Source organism: Rhizobium sp. No.120 (assembly GCF_054558365.1).
This window is the reverse complement of the sequence record NZ_BAAJNQ010000010.1, coordinates 175,128-194,876: the sequence shown is the minus strand read 5'-3', so window position 1 is coordinate 194,876 and position 19,749 is coordinate 175,128. Positions and strand designations below refer to the sequence as shown.

Genomic DNA, 19,749 nt, shown 5'->3' with positions numbered 1-19,749 from the left:
CATGAAAGTTTTGGAAAGAAAGCCGCTATCCGTCTGGCGGACGCTCAATCTCGACGGCTTCATGGTCGGCGTCCCGCATTATCCCGAACATGTCGACGAGAGTTATTGGGACCCCGATGCCGAACGCATGGCGGCCGCCGGTTTCAACACCGTTCGCATGGCGGAATTCGCCTGGCATATCATGGAGCTGCATGAGGACCATTTCGATTTCTCGCTCTTCGACAAGGCGATTGCCGGCCTGGCCAGGCACGGCATCAAGACCATTCTCTGCACGCCGACGGCAACGCCGCCGCGCTGGCTGACGGCGAAATACCCGGAAGTTCTGCGCGTCGATGCCAATGGCAGAGAAGCAAGCCATGGATCGCGCCAGCATTGCGATACGACGAGCCCGGTGCTGCGTCGGCACAGCCAGCGTATTACCCGCGCGATGGCCGAGCACTACCGCGACAATCCTGATGTCATCGGCTGGCAGACGGATAACGAGCTCAATACGACGACCTCCGAAAGCTACTCGCCATCGGCGCTCATCGAGTTCCAAAAGTTCTGCCGCGCGAAATACGGCACGATCGAAGCCCTGAACTTTGCCTGGGGCGGCGATTTCTGGGCAACGGCCTATCAGACCTTCGATCAGGTCGTCTTCCCGCAGCCGATGAATCCGTCCTTCTCCAGCCCCGGCCATGTGCAGGACTATCACCGCTTCCTCGCCTTCGCGACGGCGCTCTTCCAGCACGATCAAGTGGAGATCCTGAGGGCGACCAATCCCGCATGGTTCATCTTCCACAATCTCGGCGGCCTTGTGGACATCGATTTCCGCGGACAGTTCGGCCAGGATCTCGATTTCATCGGCTTCGATATCTACCCGTTCCTCTATGACGAGATGCGCCGCGGTGGCGGTCACGCGATCACGCAGGCTTTCCACCTCGACCAATGCCGCGCCTATTCCGGTAATTTCATCGTTCCGGAACAGGCGTCCGGCCTCGGCAGCCAGCCGGGCTTTTCCTCCTCCGTGCCGGAGCCCGGCGAGATGCGCCGCATGGCGATGACTTCGGTGTCGCGTGGCGCGGACGGTCTGATGTTCTTCCGCTGGCGGCCGGCGCATTTCGGCGCCGAGATCTACTGGAACGGCATTATCGACCACGACGACGTCCCGCGCCGCCGTTATGAGGAAGCCAAGCAATTCGCATCCGACATCAGCAAGATCGAGGACAAGCTGCTCGGCACGACCGTCCGCATGGATATTGCCATCGCCGGCGCGGATTTCGATAATCAGGAGGCCTATAAGACCTACGCAATCGGCTTGCCAAGCCCGATGCAGGATGCAGCCCATCTGCACCGCGCATGCTATGAGGCCGGCATTGCCTGCGGCTTCATCCATCCTGAAGATGATCTCTCGCGCATCAAGGCGCTCTATGTTCCCCATTGGGTCATGTGGAAGGAGGAGTGGTCGCCAGCGGTGGAGAAGTTCGTCGCCGATGGCGGCACGCTCATCCTGTCGGCAATGACCGGGACTCGCGACGACAACAACCACATCATCCGCACCCAGGCGCCGGGCACTGCACTTTCCAAGCTATCCGGCGTCAGCGTCTATGAATTCGGACCTGTCTCCGCCCCGGGGGCGGATGGATTGTTCAGCGGCTTCCGCGAGGGCGGTATCGGCAGCCACCAACCGTCCCCGCGTCCGCCGGCATCCTCGGCCTCGCGCAAATATGCCTATACGATCGGCAATCGTCAGCTGGAAGCGGGCCACCTTTACGAGAAGCTGGAGACATCCGCCGACACTGAGATCATCGGCCGCTGGTCCGACCGTTTCCTGGAAGGCACGCCGATGCTGACGCGTCGCGGGCATGGCAATGGTCAGGTCTACTATCTCGGCACCTACCTTACCGCGCCGCTTGCGGAGGTCATTCGCGAGCTTCTCGTCAGCAACGATGTTGCCGCGCCGCTGGTGCAGGATCTGCCTAATGGCGTCGAAGTGTCACTGCGCGAAGGTGGCGGCAGGAAGCTGCTGTTCGTGCTCAATACCGAGCATGAAATGAAGATTGTTGATCTGCCTGCAGGGGTCGATCTGCTGACCGGCAAGACGATATCGGGACGAAACGAGCTTGAAGGCTACGGCGTGCTTGTGATCGAGCAATCCGCCTGACACGATCCTCAAAACCCGGCGCCGAGGGTGAAGCCTCGGCGCAGCGGCTCGGCCTCGATCAGCCCGCATCGTCACCATTTGCCAGCGGTACGAACAATCCAAGCTTGACGTCACGCAGCACCACATTCGTGTGCATACGCCGGATCTGCGGGTTCTCTGCCATGATCACGGCCGCGATGTCGTCATAATGCTCGACATCCCGCGCGGTGACGATGGCAATCAAATCGACGGCGCCTGTGACATAATAGACCTGCTGGATATGGTCCTGCTTTTCCGCCCAAAGGCGAAATTTCGCAAGAGCATCGTAATTGTCTCGCTCGATCTCCATGCCGACGATGAACACCATCGGCGTCCCCGTCGCCTTGCGATCGACGACTGCGATTTCAGCCTTGATGATACCATCCTCGCGCAGCCGTTTCAGGCGCCGTTGCACCGCTGATGTCGAAAGGCCGACCTCCTCGGCGATCGCTTCTGCGGTGAGTTGGCAATTGCGCTGGACGATATCGAGAATATCGCGATCAAAACGATCCAGACTTTCCATTTCCACTCCTTCGGGCGGCGATGAAATCAAGCAACGACATCTCTATTCCATCATAAAAGATGCACAAGAAATACATTTTTGCTTTTTTTATGCAAATTGATCAGAAATTGCGCGCAAATTTCGCTCCTCTTCGCGATATTCTCCGCAAATTGTTTTTCATCGGAATTATATATGACAGAGCTGCCCTCCCAGGCTCTTCGCGTGGAAGATCTCCACAAGAGCTTTGGGTCACATCAGGTCCTCAAGGGCGTTTCAACCGCCGCCAATCAAGGGGACGTGATTTCCATTATCGGCTCGTCTGGCTCCGGGAAAAGCACGTTCCTGCGGTGCATAAACCTGCTTGAGATGCCCGATCGCGGCCGCATCGTCGTCAACGGCGAGGAAGTCGCCTTGAAGCGCGGACGCCATGGGCACATGCTGCCGAAAAGCTGGCGCCAGATCGAACGCATGCGCAGCGGATTGGGCATGGTATTCCAGAGCTTCAATCTCTGGGCTCACATGACCGTCCTCGAAAATATCATCGAGGCGCCGGTGCATGTCCTTAGCGTTCCTCGCCGCGAGGCGATCGAGAAGGCAGAGGCTCTTCTCAATAAAGTCGGGCTTTACGACAAGCGCGATGCCTATCCGGCCTTCCTGTCCGGCGGACAGCAGCAAAGAGCAGCAATCGCTCGCGCGCTTTGCATCGACCCAGCCGTGATGCTTTTCGACGAGCCGACATCGGCGCTCGATCCCGAACTGGTGGGCGAAGTCCTCAAGGTCATCCGCGATCTCGCGGAGGAGGGCCGAACCATGCTGCTGGTCACTCACGAGATGCGCTTTGCCCGCGACGTCTCGAACCACGTTCTCTTCCTGCATCAGGGACGGATCGAGGAGGAAGGACCGCCCCGACAGATCTTCGACGCCCCGATCAGCACCCGCTGCCGGGAATTCACCGGCATGCTGACGACCTGATCCACATCCCATTTGCAGACAACACCATTAGGAGAATCCTTTATATGAGACTGGTTTCCACTTTATTCGCCGGACTTGCCCTCGCGCTCTCTTCGATGACGGCGCAGGCCGAGGTTCGCTTCGGCATCATGAACGAATCCTATCCGCCCTTCTTCGCCAAGGATGCCTCCGGCAAATGGCAGGGCTGGGAGATCGACTTGATGGACGCCGTTTGCGAGCAGATGAAAGAGAAATGCTCGATCGTCGAGCTTTCCTGGGACGGCCTCATTCCTGCGCTTCAGAGCAAGAAGTTCGATGTCATCTGGTCCTCGATGTCGAACACGGCGGAGCGTTCGAAGATCATCGACTTCACCGACAAATATTATAATACGCCCAGCACACTGATCGGCCCGAAAGACCAGAAGACCGGAGCGACGGCGGACGACGTCAAGGGCAAGACCATCGGCATCCAGGTGTCGACCATCCAGTCGGAATATTACAAGAAGTACTTTGCCAAGGTCGCCGACGAAAAGACCTACCAGACGCTCGACGAGGCGTTTCAGGATCTCGCCGCAGGCCGCATCGACTACGTCTTCGGCGATTCGCTTGCGCTTGATGCCTTCCTCAAGAGCGACAGCGGCAAGGATTGCTGCGCCAAGATGGGAGATGTCGCCGACGATAAGGAAGTCCTTGGAGCCGGCGTTTCCGGCGGCCTTCGCAAGGAAGACACCGAGCTGAAGGCAAAGCTCAATGCGGCGATCGCCGCGGTGCGCGCCAGCGGCAAATACGACGAGATTACCAAGAAGTATTTCAGCTTCGATATCTACGGCGCCAAGTAAACGATCGCGACGATGGCGACCTCCCAACAAGGCATTCTGGACCTGCTCTCCCCCTATCCTCCAGGATGGGGTGGCGTGCTACTGACCGGAGCTGCCTCCACAGTCGCCATCTCCGCCGGCGCTTTTCTGATAGGCCTCTTGCTCGGCACAGGCGGCGCATTGGGCAAGCTTTCGGGCATCAGGCCGCTCCGGCTACTACTCGAACTCTACACGACCACAGTGCGCGCCGTTCCCGAGCTGATCCTGATCGTCGGGCTCTACTACGCGGGCATGGACGGCCTCAATCGGCTCCTCGCCGCGCTCAATCTGCCGGCCTTCGAGTTGAACGGCTTCGCCGTCGCGGTCGCCGTGCTCGGCTTCGTGCAGGGCGCCTATATGACGGAAGTGCTGCGCGGCGCGATACTGGCGATTCCCGTGGGACAGATCGAGGCGGCGAAGGCATTCGGCATGGGGCCGCAGCTGCGCTTCCGTCGCATCATCCTGCCCGCCTTGCTGCCGAACGCGTTGCCTGGTCTTGCCAATCTGTGGATGTCGGTTACCAAGGATAGCGCACTCGTCGCGGTCGTCGGCTATCAGGAACTGGCGCTCGCCACGCGTCTCGCCGGTGCTAGCACCAAGCACTATTTCATCTTTTTCCTGGCTTCCGCTCTCATCTATCTCGCCCTCACACTCGTTTCCAACGTCCTGTTCAACCTATTGGAGCGGCGTGTGCGGCGCGGCCAACCCAAGCTGGCCTGAGGAGTGTTGACATGACCTTCTCATGGATATCCGCCTATTGGCCGCTTTTGTTGACGGGCGCCGTGCAGACGCTGTCGCTGCTTGCGATCTCAGTCGTCTTCGGCTTCGTCATCGCCATCGGCCTCGCCTTCGCCCAGGTCAGTGGCGGCCCCATCCTGCGCATCCTTGCCCGTGGCTACTGCACCTTCTTCCGGGGCACGCCGCTGCTAATACAGCTCTGGTTGCTCTACTACGGTGTCGGCTCTCTTCTGCCAATGATCCCGGGTATTCGTCAGAGCCTGTTCTGGCCGATCCTGCGCGAAGGCTTCTTCTTCGCGGCCGTCAGTTTCACGCTGAACTATGCGGCCTATGAGGCGGAGGTTTTGCGCGGCGCGTTGCTTGCCGTTCCGAAAGGCGAGCTGGAAGCCGGCCGCGCATTCGGCATGCGGCCCCTCACGCTGACGCGGCGCATCTGGCTGCCGCGCGCCATTCGCATCGCACTGCCGACGATCGGTGGCGAAATCGTCATGCAGCTAAAAGCGACGCCGCTCGCCTTCACCGTCACGGTGATGGACCTCTACGCCGTTGCCACCAAAGTCCGCCAGGACACGCTGCTGGTCTACGAACCGCTTGTTGTCGTCACCGTCTTCTATCTCATCATCACAGCCATCATCGCGCGAAGCTTCCGTTTCCTGGAAGCGCAGGTGCCGGTGCGGCGCTAACCCACGGCACGAAGGAGAGATCAAGCCTCTCCGCTGATCCGAGCCATTCTGGAGATCCCATTCATGAGCAAACCCTTGATCCTCGACGGCGGCATGAGCCGTGAACTGCTGCGTCTCGGCGCGGAACTGAAGCAGCCGGAATGGTCGGCGCTCGCGCTCGTCGATTCGCCCGAGATTGTCCGACAGGTACATGATGAATTCATCGCCGCCGGCTCGGACGTCGTGACCACCAACAGCTACGCGCTAGTACCCTTCCACATCGGCGAAGAGCGGTTCTGGAAGGAAGGCGCCGATCTCATCGCGCTTTCCGGACGGCTGGCTCGCGACGCCGCCAATGCCTGCAAGGATCGAAAAATCCTGGTCGCCGGCTCGCTGCCGCCGATCTTCGGCTCCTATGAGCCGCAGAATTTCGATCCGTCACGCGTGCAGGACTATCTCAAGGTTCTGGTCGAAAACCTCGATCCTTATGTCGATGTCTGGCTCGGCGAAACCCTCAGCCTGATCGCGGAGGGAGAGGCGGTTCGGGTCGCGGTCGCCGAAACGGGCAAACCGTTCTGGATCTCTTTCACACTGGCGGATGATGCCGCGCAAAGAAATGGAGCCTCGCCCAAGCTCCGCTCCGGCGAAGCCGCCGAGGATGCGACCCGCTGGGCCGCATCGTCCGGCGCCGACGCGCTTCTATTCAACTGCAGCAAACCGGAGGTCATGCGAGAGGCCGTCGATGTCGCAGCGGAGGTCTTTAGGCTGAGTGGCCGCAATCTGCAGATCGGCGTCTATGCCAATGCCTTCGAAGGCGAGCAAGGCGAGTTGGCCGCCAATGAAGGCCTTCATGCGACCCGGCAAGATCTGAATGACGACGCCTATTCGCGCTTCGCCTGTTCATGGGTCGATGCCGGCGCAACGATGGTAGGCGGCTGCTGCGGGATTGGCGCCGGGCATATTCATCGGCTGAAGAAGGCTCTCCTTACTCAAAGCGTATAGCAAGAGCCGCCACGAACATTGATCCGGAGGCGATCGCTGGCCATAGGACTGAGATAGGTCCTTTAGTCATGCACCGCTGCTGCGGTCTGCGGAGCCGGGCTTTGAGTCCGGCTTTGCAGGAGTTCGCCGCGCTCCTCCAGAACGGGATAGGCAGCGGCGGCGACCAGATGGGAATTGATCTGCTTGAGATCGCGCAGCAAATCAAGGTGAAGAGAACTGGTCTCGACGGTCTCGATCCCGCCTTGCCGCAGGCGTTGGAAATGAGCCTCCGTACCCTCGCGTTCCGCTTTGCGAAAGATAACCTTCTCCTCCGCCAGCATGCGAGCGGTGCTCTCGTTCTGGGTCATGAACAAGGCTGCTGTGGTGCGCAGGTTCGTTTGCAATCGATCGAACAGCCGCGCCAATTCAAGCTGGCCCTCCTTCGAGAAGTTCAGGCCCCGACGCAGACGTTTGGCCAGATGCGGCAAGAGGTTCTGATCGAGAACGTCGCCGGCATGTTCCATATTCATCGAGAACAGCAGGATCTCGTTCAGGCGTCGTCGGTCGGCCTCGCCGAGTTCATCGGGATCGATCGAGGTCAGATAGGTCTTTACGGCGGTATTCAGGCTGTCGAGGATATTGTCCAACGACCGCAATCGCGTCAGCGCCTTTCGATCCGTATCCGATAGGGCAGTCTTGGCGCCCGCGAGCATTTCGGAGAGGACATCGACCAATCTCAACGCCTCCCGTGCTGCCGCGCCAAGCGCGACGACGGGTGTCTCCTTGGCAGCCGGATCGAGATACCGGGGACGCGTCGGATCGGCGTCGTCGATCTTCTGCGGCAACAATTTGGTCAGGAGATCGGCATAGGGCCGCAATAGCGGCATGAACACCACGGCCAGAACGACATTGAAGGCCGTATGAAAATTGGCGACGGCGCGGGCGCTATCGCTATCCACCAGCGCCGACAGGCGCGTGACCGGCTCCAAGAAGCCGATCAGCGCGATCACGCCGACAATGCGTGTCATCATATTGCCGATGGGCAGGCGTTTCACCGATAGATCGGTTCCCGATTGGCCCTCGATGAGCGGATTGATCGCGGTTCCGAGATTGGCGCCGAGAACGAGTGCGAAGGCCTGCTCGACATCGACAAGCCCCTTGCTCGCGAGAGACATGATGAGCAGCACGACTGCCACGCTGGAGTGGGCTGCCCATGTCAAAATAGCGGCAAGGAGCATGCTCAGCACCGGCGTTGCGGCAATCGCATCAAGGACATAGGCGAGCGCCGTCGATCCCTCATACTGCGTCATCAGGTCGAGGAGCTGGTGCAGCGCCAGAAGCATGAAGCCAAGCCCGATCATAACGCGGCCAAGATCGTGTACACGTGAATTCCCGGTTCGGCGGAACATCAGCACGCCGATCAGGATCAGCGCCGGCGAAGCCGCTGCGACATTGAAAGACAGCACCTGGACGATGAGCGTCGTGCCGACATTGGCGCCCAGCATGACGGCAAGCGCCGGCACGAGATCCACCAGCCCGCCCGCGGCAAAGCCGGAGGCCATCAGGCCTGTTGCCGTGCTGCTCTGCAGGATGGCGGTGACGCCGATTCCCGCAAAAAACGCCTTCGTACGATTGCTGAGCGCCCGGCCGAGAAAAGAGCGCAGATCAGGCCCGAATGCGCGCTGGATACCGGTCTGGACCATGCGCGTGCCCCAGAGCAGAAGGGCGATGTGGCCAGCCAGAGCGACGAAGCCGAGAATAAGCGCCATAATGGTCCTCCATAAGCCTGCGATCCCTCCTGGCACAAACGCCTGGAATCAAGACTGCAGACGGCAAACTTTTATTAGCCGACTATGTTTCTTTGTCTTTATATCTTTTGCAAGGCCGGATTGTCACAAAACTATCATTATAATATTTTTGCATTTAAAATCATTGCGATACACTGACAAGATGAGACTATTTCACTATGACGAATAAGCGCCTTAGGGGAAAAGGTCGGTCCAAAAGCGACGGTTTCTATCCACGACAACGCAACCTCGCCGTTTCTCTTTGATTCGAGGGCGGCGCAAAGGCCGTGACGACGAAATCGGAAGCGGTTAGGCCCTATCGGTTCGAGACGATCTACGGCGCATTTCCAGGCCGAACGATCGGATGCAACGGCAACTATATGGTGGAACGTTCTGCGGAGAGATACTTGAAGGCGATCGCAAGTTGAGGTTTCAACGGGCTATAATACGGTCTCTGCTGCCGCCCTTTCCGCAACTGCCTCCGATCGATCGTGATTAAAGGCACCTTAACGCTTCTCAAGCATATCTGACCGCATGTCTCACCAAGACATTCGCGGCGCCATGACGGCATTTGCTGGAATGACCATGACGTTTGGCCCATCCGGCGCGTCGGCTTCTTCAATTATCGACACGCTGGATTACCGTAAAGGACCGATCCGGTGCAAAACCGTTTCAATTTGATGACGAAGATTTTGGTGGTGGCGTCCCTGGTCGTCATCGCCGCTCTCTCTGGTTTTTCAATTTACATAGACAGCCTTCAGCGCACGGCCGCCAGTGAAGCGGTCAAGGAAGAGATCGAATCCTCCGGCCTTCAGGCGTCTCAGAGTATTTCGAACTGGCTGGGCGCCCGCGTCATGCTGACCGAACTTGCCGCCAATGCCGCCGCCAAGGCCGGAAATCCGGCCGGCATCAGCAGCGCCTTCGATAATCCCGTTCTGCTACGCGAATTCATGTCCACTTATGTCGGCGACGAGCAGGGCGTCTTCACCAGCGTTCCCAATCAGCCGCTTCCGGCGGATTACGACCCGCGCAAGCGACCCTGGTACAAGGATGCCGTGAAGGCCGACAAGCTGGTCCTGACCGATCCCTACAATGACGCCTCGACGGGCAACCTCATCATCAGCGCCGCCATGCCGGTCAAGCGCGATGGCAAGCTGTTCGGCGTTGCCGCGAGCGATTTCTCGCTCGGCTCGCTCGTTTCGATGATCAAGTCGGTCACCATGGGCGGCAAAGGTTCGGCATTCCTGGTGAAGAACGATGGGACCATTCTTGTCCATCAGGATCAGCAGCTGGTCACCAAGAAGCTCGCCGATGCCTTTCCGCAGATAACGCCTGCAATCGGCTCCGGCATTTCCGAAACGATCTTCAACGGCAAGCCCGTCCTTGTCAGCTTCCTGCCCGTTCAAGGCTTGCCGCGCGCCGACTGGTATCTCGGCGTGCAGATCGACCGAGATGCCGCATTTGCCGGCGTCGCCAAATTCCGGATTGCTGCGGCGGCCGCAACCGTTATCGGCGTCATCGCCCTGATCGCGGTTTTGGCGATGCTGCTGTCGAGATTGGTGGTCCGCCCGGTCCTCCAGATGACGAGCGCCATGGGCACGCTTGCCGGCGGTGACGTTTCCGCCGAAATTCCGGGAACCGATCGCAAGGATGAGCTCGGGCGCATGGCCGCGGCAGTGGCCGTCTTCAGGGACAACATGATCCAGCGTGGCCGCCTTGCGAAGGAGGCCGAAGATACGCGGATGCTGAGCGAGCAGGAGCGGCGCGACCGCGAAGCCCGCAGGGCCAGTGAGCAGGAACAGATCGCTTCCGCCGTGCAGTCGCTCGCCGATGGGCTTGGCCGTCTTGCGAATGGCGATCTCGTCCATCGCATCAACGTCCCCTTTGCCGGTGATCTCGATCGCCTGCGGACCGACTTCAATACGTCGGTTGCGCGGCTCCACGACGCTATGGCAACCGTTGGCCGCAATGCCCGGGCAATCGACACCGGTGCTGGAGAGATCCGTGCGGCCGCCGATAACCTTGCGCGGCGCACCGAGCAGCAGGCGGCTTCGGTCGAAGAGACCGCTGCGGCTCTCGAGGAAATCACGACGACGGTGAAAGATAGTGCCCGCCGCGCCGAGGAAGTCGGCCAGCTCGTCACGAGGGCCCGCGGCGGCGCGGAAAAATCCGGAGAGATCGTCGAAAAGGCCGTCGGCGCCATGAACATGATTGAGAAGTCCTCCGGCGAGATCTCCAACATCATCGGCGTCATCGACGATATCGCCTTCCAGACAAACCTGCTTGCGCTCAATGCCGGCGTCGAGGCAGCGCGCGCCGGTGAGGCCGGCAAGGGCTTTGCTGTTGTTGCCCAGGAGGTCCGTGAACTGGCCCAGCGCTCTGCGCAGGCGGCCAAAGAGATCAAGTCCCTGATCACCGCCTCTGGTGAGCAGGTGAAGAACGGCGTTACCCTCGTCAACCAGACGGGCGAAGCGCTCGAGGTGATCGTGCGCGACGTTCAGGAGATCAACCGCAATATCGAAGCGATCGTGCGGGCCTCGCGCGAACAGTCGACGGGACTGCAGGAGATCAACACGTCAGTTAATACCATGGATCAGGGCACACAGCAGAACGCCGCCATGGTCGAGCAACAGACGGCCGCAAGTCACGGCCTGGCAGCTGAAGCCGCGACCTTGAACGAGCTGCTCGCACAGTTTCGCATTGCCGAGCAGGCTACCAACGAAACACGCATCCGCCGCGCGGCCTAAGGCACCAAGATCCGAACTTCAATGCGCCCGCCTGCCTTGCAAAAATAAGAAGGCGGGCGCCAATGCGTGAGCAGAATATAGCGAACTAATTTTCCAGCGCCGCCTGCTTATCCTTGACCAGACGCGTCGGCAGGTTGACGGTTACAGACAAACCGCCAAGGCTTGAGCGGGCGAGCGTCAGCTTGCCGTCATAGGCCTCGACCAGATCCTTGGCGATCGCTAGGCCGAAACCGGTTCCGGCGATGCTCTCGTCCAGCCGCTTGCCGCGGCGGATGAAGGCCATCTCCGCATCCTCAGGCAGGCCCGGGCCGTCATCCTCGATGCACAGTTCAACGCCCTCTAGCTCTGGCAGCTGCGACAGGCGAACCTTCACCTTGCCGGCCGTCCACTTCCTGGCATTGTCGATCAAGTTGCCGGTGATGTCGGCAAAATCCGCCTCATCGATCGCCAGCCACATCTCCGGCGGAGCCACCAGCTCGAAATCGATCTTGCGCTCGCTCGACAGGCGCCGCATGACAGAGATGATCTTCTGGAGATCAGCGCTGGCGTCCATGACGCCGACGGTATGGGCGGCGGCCAGGCTGGCGCGGGTTTGCGCAAGCGTTCGCTTGATCTGCGCCTCCATGCGGCTGACCTCCGTCTGGATGGCCGCAGCCCGTTCCGACATGCCCTCTTCCGACAGAAGGCGTGCCGTCGCCTCCAGCGCTGCGAGCGGCGTCTTCAAGCCATGCGCGAGATCACCGGCGCGCGCGCGCGCCTGTGTCAATTGCGTTTCACGCGATGCAAGCAGCCCGTTGAGATCGTCCACGAGAGGCTGGACCTCTCTGGGGAACTGACCGGTGATCTTGCGTGCGGATCGCTCCTTCACCGCCATCAGGGCCACGCGCAGATCGTTGAGCGGCCGCAGCCCATATCGCAAGAAAGCAATGACGGCCACGATGAGAGCGGCGGAAAGCACGCCAAGGGATGGCGCCATGGCGTAGAAGAAGCGCCAGCGCGCCGGCGCCAGCTCGCGATTGTCTAGCGCCATCAGGATATCGACCATCTGATCGCCTGTCGCCGAGGGGATGGAAATGGTACGTTCGACGGCAAGGAGATGGCTGCCGTTCGGTCCCTTCATATCCGTCGCCCGCCCGGCATCGCGAGGGCGCGAACGGAGCCAGGGCAAATTCTGCTCCCAGAGCGATTGCGAGCGCAGCTCCACATTGCCGTTGCGCCCGACCTGCCAATAGAATCCACCGTTCGGGATGCCGAAACGGGAGTCGGTCGGCGTGTCATCAAGAAAGAGCTGGTTGGACGAATTGATATCGACTGCGGCCAGAAGAACGCGCAGTTCCTCGTCTATCTCCGAAAGGGCAAGCGCCCTTACGGCCAGCCCGGAAATGGCATTGATGCCGACACCGGCCAGAAAAGTCGCGACGATGATTGCTACCGCGGAACCCAGCAGCAACCGCCCTCGCAGCGAAAACGGCGTCATGACGGCGGCGCCTCGCGCGGAATGATGTAGCCCTGGCCGCGCCGGGTTTCGATGACGGTACCGTCAAACTTGCGCCTGAGACGCGCGACGACCACTTCGAGCGCGTTCGACAGAAGCTCCGTCTCTTCGTCATAGATGCTGTCGGCGATCTGCGTTCGGGAAAGCACGGTGCCGGCATTGTGCATTAGATAGGCAAGAAGCCGGTATTCGAGCGCCGTCACCTGGACCGGCTGGCCGCGGAACGAAACGGTGCGCTGGCGCGTGTCGAGCTCCAGCACGCCGTTGGAAAGGATTGGAGAGGACTGCCCCGCGGCGCGGCGCATCAAGGCGCGCACACGGGCCAGAAGCTCCTCCATGCGGAAGGGCTTGGTCAGATAATCGTCGGCGCCCGCATCCATGCCGTCGACCTTGTCGCGCCAGCCGTCTCGCGCCGTCAGTATGATAACAGGCATGCCGCGGCGTTCTGCACGCCAGCGCCGCAGAACCGTCAGTCCGTCAAGCTTCGGAAGTCCGAGATCAAGGATGACAAGATCGAAGTGTTCGATATCGCCGCGATACCAAGCCTCTTCGCCGTTGCTCACGGTCGAGACAACATAATGCTGGTCCTCCAGACAGCGGCGCATATCCGCCACAATACTGGGCTCATCCTCAGCAATTAGAATGCGCATTCTCAGCGTCTCTCGATCACGGCAAGTGTTGCGCCGTCGAGCACTATATCACCACGTTTGCCATCCGGCTTCAACACACGCACGGCATAGGCCTGACGCCCGGCCCGGCGAACCCGCTTGATGCGCAGTACCTTTCCCGGCATTTCGCGCGCAACGACCGCATAAATATCGCGTAGCGGCCGCAAGCTGCCGGCGTCTTCGACCAGAACACTGCTATGTATGCGAGCTAATGCTTCCATGCCTGGCGAGCTTAGCGGAACCGCCACCAAGAGAACGGACAGCCAGCGGGGCCAGCCGGCTCTTCGCCCGAATATGCGCAACGATATCAATCCTTCTTTCGAGATGGCGGCAGGGCTCGCCCTGCAACGAAACAAGCATAGCCTTCTCAACATTACAATTCACTGACAACGCCCGTAAGAGAGCTGCAAATTGAAAGGTGTATAAGCATTGGTAAATGGCACGCTGATTGTGCCGAGTTTCGTTTCGTAGAAGTTATCATGACTATCCAGATTTCGTCGATTACCCCAAATGCCAGCCTCTCGGTTTCCTCAGGCGGCATTCGGCCTGAGTTCGTCCGCAATGAAACCCTGGTGGACATCTTCAAGGCAACGGTTGCCCGCAGCCCCGACAAGACGGCACTCACACTGATCGGAACCGACCAGGCGATGACCTATGCCGAATTGGACCGGCTTTCCGATGATGCTGCGCGTGCGCTCAGCCATCGTGGCATCGGCCCGGGTGATTTCGTCGGTCTGTGGTTCCAGCGCTCCCTTGAACTACATGTCGCACTTCTGGCGATTCTCAAGGCCGGAGCCGCCTATATTCCTTTCGATGCCGCGGCCCCCGCCGACCGTGTGGCCGTCAGCCTCGCCGATTGCGGCGCGAAATGGCTGCTGACGCATGACGAAAAGGCGGCCCTCGCACCCGAATTCGACGGCCAGACGCTGATCCTCAAAGCGCTGCTTGCAGAAGACAATGATGATATTGCGCCGCGGGTCGCTGCGCACGACGATCCCGCCTATGCCATCTATACGTCCGGCTCCACGGGCAAGCCAAAGGGCATCATCATCACGCACCGGAACATCTGCCATTATCTGCGGGCCGGCAACGATGTCCTCGGCATCGTTGAATCGGACGTCGTTCTTCAGCAGGCTTCGGTCGCATTCGATCTTTCGCTTGAGGAAATATTCGTTCCCTATCTGGTCGGCGCGACCTTGAAGGTTGCGACATCCGCAGTCATGGCCGAGCTCGACAGACTCGCCGACGTGCTGGAAGCCGAAAAGATCACGGTCATCGACACCGTGCCGACCCTGCTGACCATGCTGGAACGCGATGTCAAAAGCCTGCGCGTCATCATCGTCGGCGGCGAAGCCTGCCCTCCGGCGATCGTCAGCCGCTTTTCCAAAGCCGGCCGGCGCCTGATCAATACCTACGGCCCGACCGAGACGACGGTGGTTGCAACCTACGCCGAACTCGATTCTTCCCGGCCGATCACGATCGGCGGCCCGATTGCCAACACGACCGCCTATGTCGTCGACGAAAACCTGCAGCTCGTTGCACGCGGCGATACCGGCGAATTGCTGATCGGCGGACCGGGTGTCGCTGCCGGCTACAGAAACCTGCCGCAGCTGACCGCCGCGAAATTCGTCGCGAACCCCTTCGCCGGCCATGACGACCCGGTGCTTTACCGTAGCGGCGATGCCGTGCTGATGGACGAGGAAGGGCAGCTCCATTTCCTCGGACGCATCGACGACCAGGTCAAAATTCGCGGCTATCGCATCGAACTCGGCGAGATCGAAACCGTCGTCGGCGAGCTTCCGGACGTGAAGGCCGCATCCGTCGTCGTGCACCGCTCGCCGGATGGCGAGGATATGCTGGTAGCCCACGTCGTTACCACCGGCAGCAGCTTCGATCGCGACAAGGCGCGCGCCGTGCTTGCAACCAAACTGCCGCCCTACATGGTGCCCGCCGCCTGGCATAGCCATGTCTCGCTGCCGCGTCTTCCGTCCGGCAAGATCGACCGCAAGACGCTTGCCGCCATTCCGCTGGTGGCCGATCAGCCGACCCAGGCACAAGAGCCGCCGCGCACATGGACGGAAGCACAGCTGCTAAAGGCTGCAACCGAGGCGCTTCGGCTGCGCTCCATCAGCTTCGAAGCGGATTTCTTCACCGAGCTTGGTGGCCATTCTATGCTCGCGGCACGGTTTGTTTCCGAGGTGCGCAAGATCCCGCTGCTCGCCAGCATCGCCCTGCGCGACGTCTATGCCGGCCGCACCCTGCGCGGCATTGCTGCGATCCTGGAGCAGCGCGTGGAGAGCACCTCGGGACAGGAACGCAAGAATTTCGAACCGGTACCATTGCGCCGGCGTTTTCTCTGCGGTCTCGCTCAGGCTGTGGTATTGCCTTTCATCGTTGCGATCGCAACGCTGCAATGGATCGGCCTGCTGCTCGCCTCGATCCTTCTGATCGACGACGGTGCATCTGTCTGGAGTGAAATCCTCATTCTCGGCGGCGTCTATCTCGGCCTCAATCTTGGCGAGAAGCTGCTCGTCGTCGCCCTCAAATGGCTCGTCATCGGCCGCACGCGCCCCGGCGTCTATCCGCTGTGGGGTACATATTATTTCCGCATCTGGCTGATGCAGCGCATCGTTCAGCTCACCGCACCGAAATTCCTTAAAGGCTCGCCGCTCATGCGCGTCTACATGCGTGCCCTTGGTGCCAAGGTCGGCAAGGATGCAATGATCGACGAATTCGAGGAAGGCGCGATTGACTTGGTGCGCGTCGGCGCAAGATCCAGCCTCGGCGTCAAGATCAAGCTCGCCAATGTCGAAGTCATCGGCAATGAGATTCATGTCGGCACGATCGATATCGGCGAAGGCGTGCAGATCGGCAATGGCTCCGTTATCGGCCATAACGTCAAGATCGACAACGGCGCCGTCATCGGTGACCTGACGGCGATTGCCGCCGGTACGCATGTTAAAGCCCACACCCGCTGGGACGGCTCGCCGGCCCACATGACGGGTCACGTAGAGCACGAGGACGCGCCTGCGCATCCGGAGCTTGGAACTGCCGGGCGCGTCTTCCAGTTCGCCGCCTATTTCGTCGCCTACAATCTCAGCCTCGTCGTCGGCCTTCTTCCGATCTTCCCGGCCTTTTATCTCTTCACCGCCGTTCAGCAGATTTACGCGCCCGGCTCCGACGAGGCCCTGTCCTGGGGCATGATCGCCGCGCTCTCCTGGCCTGCCGCCTTCCTCTTGATCGTCGTGTCCATGGCCGTCGTCGTGGCGCTTAGATGGGTGCTGCTGCCTCGCGTCGTGCCGGGCCGCTATTCCATCTTCGGCAACCTCTATTTCCGTAAATGGGTCGTCGGCCTGACCACAGAGGCCATGCTCGAAACCCTGAATTCGCTCTACGCCACCGTCTTCATGCGCAACTGGTACCGCCTGATGGGGGCCAAGATCGGCAAGGGTACGGAGATTTCGGCAAATTTCGCCGGCCGCTACGATCTGATCGAAATGGGCCGCGACAACTTTATTGGCGACGAGACCATCTTCGGCGACGAGGAAATCCAGAACGGCTGGATGATACTCAAGCGCCTGAAGACCGGCGATCGCTGCTTCTTCGGCAATTCCTCCGTCATCTCGCAAGGTGCCGTGATCGAGAGCGATTCACTCATCGGCATCAAGACCCGCCTGCCCGACTCCCTGCACGTCAAGTCGGGTGAAACCTGGTGCGGCAGCCCCGCCTTCCAGTTCCCGACGCGCGAGAGGCTGCAGGCGGCTGCCAACACCACCTATGCGCCGCCGCTCCGCATGCGCCTTGTGCGTATCGCATTCGAGGCCATGCACACGTCGCTGCCGACCGCCATCCTCATCGTCATGGCACTCGCAATGTCAGACATGCTGGCCAGCGAAATCGACAATGGCGCCTGGGGCAGCCTGTTCTGGACGCTGATGGCCGCGGGCCTTGCGACCTCCGGCATCCTCTACCTCGTTGCAGTCGCATTCAAATGGACACTGATCGGAACCTATAAGCCGATGAACCGGCCGATGTGGTCATGGTGGGCTATGCGTACTGAGGCCGTCGCGGTGTTCTACGGCGGTCTGGCGAGCAAGATGCTGCTCGACTATCTGCGCGGCACGCCCTTCCTGCCCTGGCTGCTGCGTCCATTCGGCGCCAAGATCGGCCAAGGTGCGTGGATCAACAGCACCGATATCTGCGAATTCGATTGCACCCATATCGGCGACCATGCGGTTCTCAACATGGGTTCCTGCCCGCAGACCCACCTCTATGAAGATCGCATCATGAAGGTCGGCCGCATCACGATCGGTGAAGGCGTCTCCATTGGCTCGGGCAGCACCGTGCTTTACGAGGCCAATGTCGGCGATTTCGCCGAAATCGGATTGCTGACCCTGGTCATGAAGGGTGAGGCCATCCCGCAGGGAACATCGTGGGTCGGCGCACCCGCCCAGGCCGTTCAAACCGAGCAGGAGCCGGCTCCGGTTCAGAAAGAGGCTCTGCCCTCCGCCGCTGCGTGAGCGTGGTATGACGACCCCTCGATTTGAGGTCGTCCTGACGGTCGCTGATGCGATCGCCGTGCTCGTCCGCCCCATGCCGGGCGGGCGAGAAGAGCGTGATCAGGCCGCGCAAGCCGCCTTGAGAAGTGCTGCACATCGAAACGATCTTTCCATCTATCGCCGACCGAGTGACCGGCCGGCGCTAAACCCTCCGTATCACGAGTTGGGTGTTTCGCTTTCACATCGCGCCGATCTGCTGCTGGCGGGCTTTGCGCCTAATAATGCTGTCGGCGTGGATATCGAGATCGAGGATATCAACGGCTTCGAACCGGTGGCTTTTGCTGCCGACCACTTTTCGCTAAAGGAAGCGGTCGCGGTCGCTGCCCTCGACAGCGCAGCGGCGCTGGAGGTTTGTTACCGGCTCTGGGTCGCCAAGGAAGCTGCCTTGAAGATCAGCGGCCGCGGCATTTTCGACGGGCTGGACGAACCCGATCTGACGGCGCAGCTGAATCTCCTCCGTACCGATGGCGCAACAATCCATCTTGGCGCCGGATCGCGACTGCCGCCGATTGCGCTTGCAGTGACCCGGCTTGCCGCCGCTGCAGATCGGCCTGTCTATTGTGCCCTTGCCAGGGATATGAGCTGATCTACTATCCCTCGGATGCGAGCATTTCGGCGGGGAGGCGTTGGCGGAAACCGCGCCTCCCTACATCGTAGATATTTCAGGCGCGCGGCGGTGCGTCTGCGTCTTCGCGCGAGGCAAACCAGTTTGCCAAAGTGGCGCCGGAAATATTGTGCCAGACGGAGAAAATGGCGCTCGGAACGGCGGCGATCGGCGAGAAATAGGCCGTCGCCAGCGCTGCACCCAGGCCTGAATTCTGCATGCCCACTTCGATCGCCAGCGCCTTGCGCTTGTAGAAATTGAGCCCGAACACCTTCGAGGCATAGTAGCCAAACAGGTAACCGAGACCGTTGTGCAGGACAACGACGGCGAAAATCAGCAGGCCAGATTGTACGATGGCCGTTTTCGATGCACCGACGACGGCGGCAACGATCAGTACGATGCCGATGACGCTGACGAGGGGCAGAACCGGGATCGCCGCACGAACCAGGCCCGGCACCGCTTTCTGTGCGACAAAACCGAGCAGAAGCGGCACAATGATGACCTGCACGATGCTGATGAACATCGACCAGGCATTGACAGGCAGATATTGGCTCGCGAACATCCAGACAAGGAAGGGCGTGACGATCGGCGCTGCCAGCGTCGTCACACTCGTGCAGGCAACCGACAGCGCCACGTCGCCGCGCGCAAGATAGGTCATGACATTGCTCGATGTGCCGCCCGGGCAGCAGCCGACCAGAATGACGCCGGCGGCGACTTCCGGTGGCATCGGAATGATCCTGGTCAGCAAAAGTGCCAGCGCCGGCATGATACCGAAATGCGCGATAACGCCGATCGCGACCTCATGGGGACGACGCGCCAGCTCGCGAAAATCGTCAACGGATATGGTCAGCCCCATGCCGAACATGATGACGCCGAGAAGGGTGACGATCCAGGGTGCAAACTGCTTGAAAACATCGGGCAGGAAAAAACCGAGGACAGCGAACAGGATGACCCATATGGAAAAGGTCTTACCGACGAAGGCGGAGAAGGATGCCAGGAATTTCATGGAATCTCCAAGGGGAGCATAAGGATATCCG

General features: G+C 60.3%; 15 protein-coding genes. 9 read left to right on the top strand and 6 right to left on the bottom strand.

Going from position 1 to position 19,749, the window contains the following annotated elements; all coding sequences use genetic code 11:
• Position 1: 1 nt before the first annotated feature.
• Positions 2-2,143 (top strand): beta-galactosidase, encoded by a 2,142-nt coding sequence (locus tag ACYJRZ_RS24220; RefSeq protein ID WP_459463320.1) that lies wholly within the window; start codon positions 2-4, stop codon positions 2,141-2,143.
• A gap of 58 nt (positions 2,144-2,201) precedes the next feature.
• Here ACYJRZ_RS24220 and ACYJRZ_RS24215 read toward each other — a convergent pair whose 3' ends face one another.
• On the bottom strand, positions 2,202-2,684 hold the full coding sequence (locus ACYJRZ_RS24215) for an Lrp/AsnC family transcriptional regulator (protein ID WP_459463318.1): 483 nt from the start codon (positions 2,682-2,684) through the stop codon (positions 2,202-2,204).
• A gap of 171 nt (positions 2,685-2,855) precedes the next feature.
• Between ACYJRZ_RS24215 and ACYJRZ_RS24210 the strand changes: the two genes are divergently transcribed.
• The 5 genes from ACYJRZ_RS24210 to ACYJRZ_RS24190 all read left to right on the top strand — a co-directional run bounded on the left by ACYJRZ_RS24210 (position 2,856) and on the right by ACYJRZ_RS24190 (position 6,873).
• Positions 2,856-3,635, top strand: a complete 780-nt coding sequence (locus ACYJRZ_RS24210; RefSeq protein ID WP_459463316.1) for an ABC transporter ATP-binding protein — start codon at positions 2,856-2,858, stop codon at positions 3,633-3,635.
• 44 nt (positions 3,636-3,679) lie between these two features.
• Positions 3,680-4,453, top strand: coding sequence for a transporter substrate-binding domain-containing protein (locus ACYJRZ_RS24205; RefSeq protein ID WP_459463314.1), 774 nt, complete (start codon positions 3,680-3,682; stop codon positions 4,451-4,453).
• 12 nt (positions 4,454-4,465) lie between these two features.
• Entirely contained in the window at positions 4,466-5,191 is a 726-nt protein-coding gene (locus ACYJRZ_RS24200) for an ABC transporter permease (RefSeq protein WP_459463312.1), read from the top strand.
• Positions 5,192-5,202: 11 nt separating this feature from the next.
• Entirely contained in the window at positions 5,203-5,892 is a 690-nt protein-coding gene (locus tag ACYJRZ_RS24195) for an ABC transporter permease (RefSeq protein WP_459463310.1), read from the top strand.
• A gap of 63 nt (positions 5,893-5,955) precedes the next feature.
• Positions 5,956-6,873 (top strand): homocysteine S-methyltransferase family protein, encoded by a 918-nt coding sequence (locus tag ACYJRZ_RS24190; RefSeq protein ID WP_459463308.1) that lies wholly within the window; start codon positions 5,956-5,958, stop codon positions 6,871-6,873.
• Positions 6,874-6,935: 62 nt separating this feature from the next.
• Here ACYJRZ_RS24190 and ACYJRZ_RS24185 read toward each other — a convergent pair whose 3' ends face one another.
• Positions 6,936-8,621, bottom strand: a complete 1,686-nt coding sequence (locus ACYJRZ_RS24185; protein WP_459463306.1) for a Na/Pi cotransporter family protein — start codon at positions 8,619-8,621, stop codon at positions 6,936-6,938.
• Between the two features lie 677 nt (positions 8,622-9,298).
• On the opposite strand from ACYJRZ_RS24185, the gene mcpU reads away from it, so the two are divergent.
• Positions 9,299-11,386, top strand: a complete 2,088-nt coding sequence (mcpU, locus tag ACYJRZ_RS24180; RefSeq protein WP_459463304.1) for a methyl-accepting chemotaxis protein McpU — start codon at positions 9,299-9,301, stop codon at positions 11,384-11,386.
• An 85-nt stretch (positions 11,387-11,471) separates the two neighbouring features.
• Here the strand turns inward: mcpU and ACYJRZ_RS24175 are convergent, their stop codons facing one another.
• The 3 genes from ACYJRZ_RS24175 to ACYJRZ_RS24165 are packed head-to-tail and all read right to left on the bottom strand — an operon-like array spanning position 11,472 to position 13,770.
• Complete coding sequence (locus ACYJRZ_RS24175; RefSeq protein WP_459463302.1) at positions 11,472-12,863, bottom strand: ATP-binding protein; 1,392 nt, start codon at positions 12,861-12,863, stop codon at positions 11,472-11,474.
• Complete coding sequence (locus tag ACYJRZ_RS24170) at positions 12,860-13,531, bottom strand: response regulator transcription factor (RefSeq protein ID WP_015342375.1); 672 nt, start codon at positions 13,529-13,531, stop codon at positions 12,860-12,862. Before ACYJRZ_RS24170 ends, ACYJRZ_RS24175 begins: the two co-directional genes overlap by 4 nt.
• A gap of 2 nt (positions 13,532-13,533) precedes the next feature.
• The gene (locus ACYJRZ_RS24165; protein WP_459463300.1) at positions 13,534-13,770 is read right to left on the bottom strand and encodes a PepSY domain-containing protein; all 237 of its coding nucleotides are present in this window, start codon (positions 13,768-13,770) and stop codon (positions 13,534-13,536) included.
• Positions 13,771-14,028: 258 nt separating this feature from the next.
• Here ACYJRZ_RS24165 and ACYJRZ_RS24160 point away from each other — a divergent pair, with 258 nt between their 5' ends.
• Entirely contained in the window at positions 14,029-18,069 is a 4,041-nt protein-coding gene (locus ACYJRZ_RS24160; protein WP_459463298.1) for a Pls/PosA family non-ribosomal peptide synthetase, read from the top strand.
• Positions 18,070-18,076: 7 nt separating this feature from the next.
• Positions 18,077-18,694 carry a 4'-phosphopantetheinyl transferase family protein gene (locus ACYJRZ_RS24155; protein ID WP_459463296.1) on the top strand — a complete coding sequence of 206 codons (618 nt, stop codon included), beginning with the start codon at positions 18,077-18,079 and terminating at the stop codon, positions 18,692-18,694.
• Positions 18,695-18,770: 76 nt separating this feature from the next.
• On the opposite strand, the gene ACYJRZ_RS24150 is transcribed toward ACYJRZ_RS24155, so the two are convergent.
• Positions 18,771-19,718, bottom strand: a complete 948-nt coding sequence (locus tag ACYJRZ_RS24150) for a bile acid:sodium symporter family protein (RefSeq protein WP_459463294.1) — start codon at positions 19,716-19,718, stop codon at positions 18,771-18,773.
• Positions 19,719-19,749 lie beyond the last annotated feature (31 nt).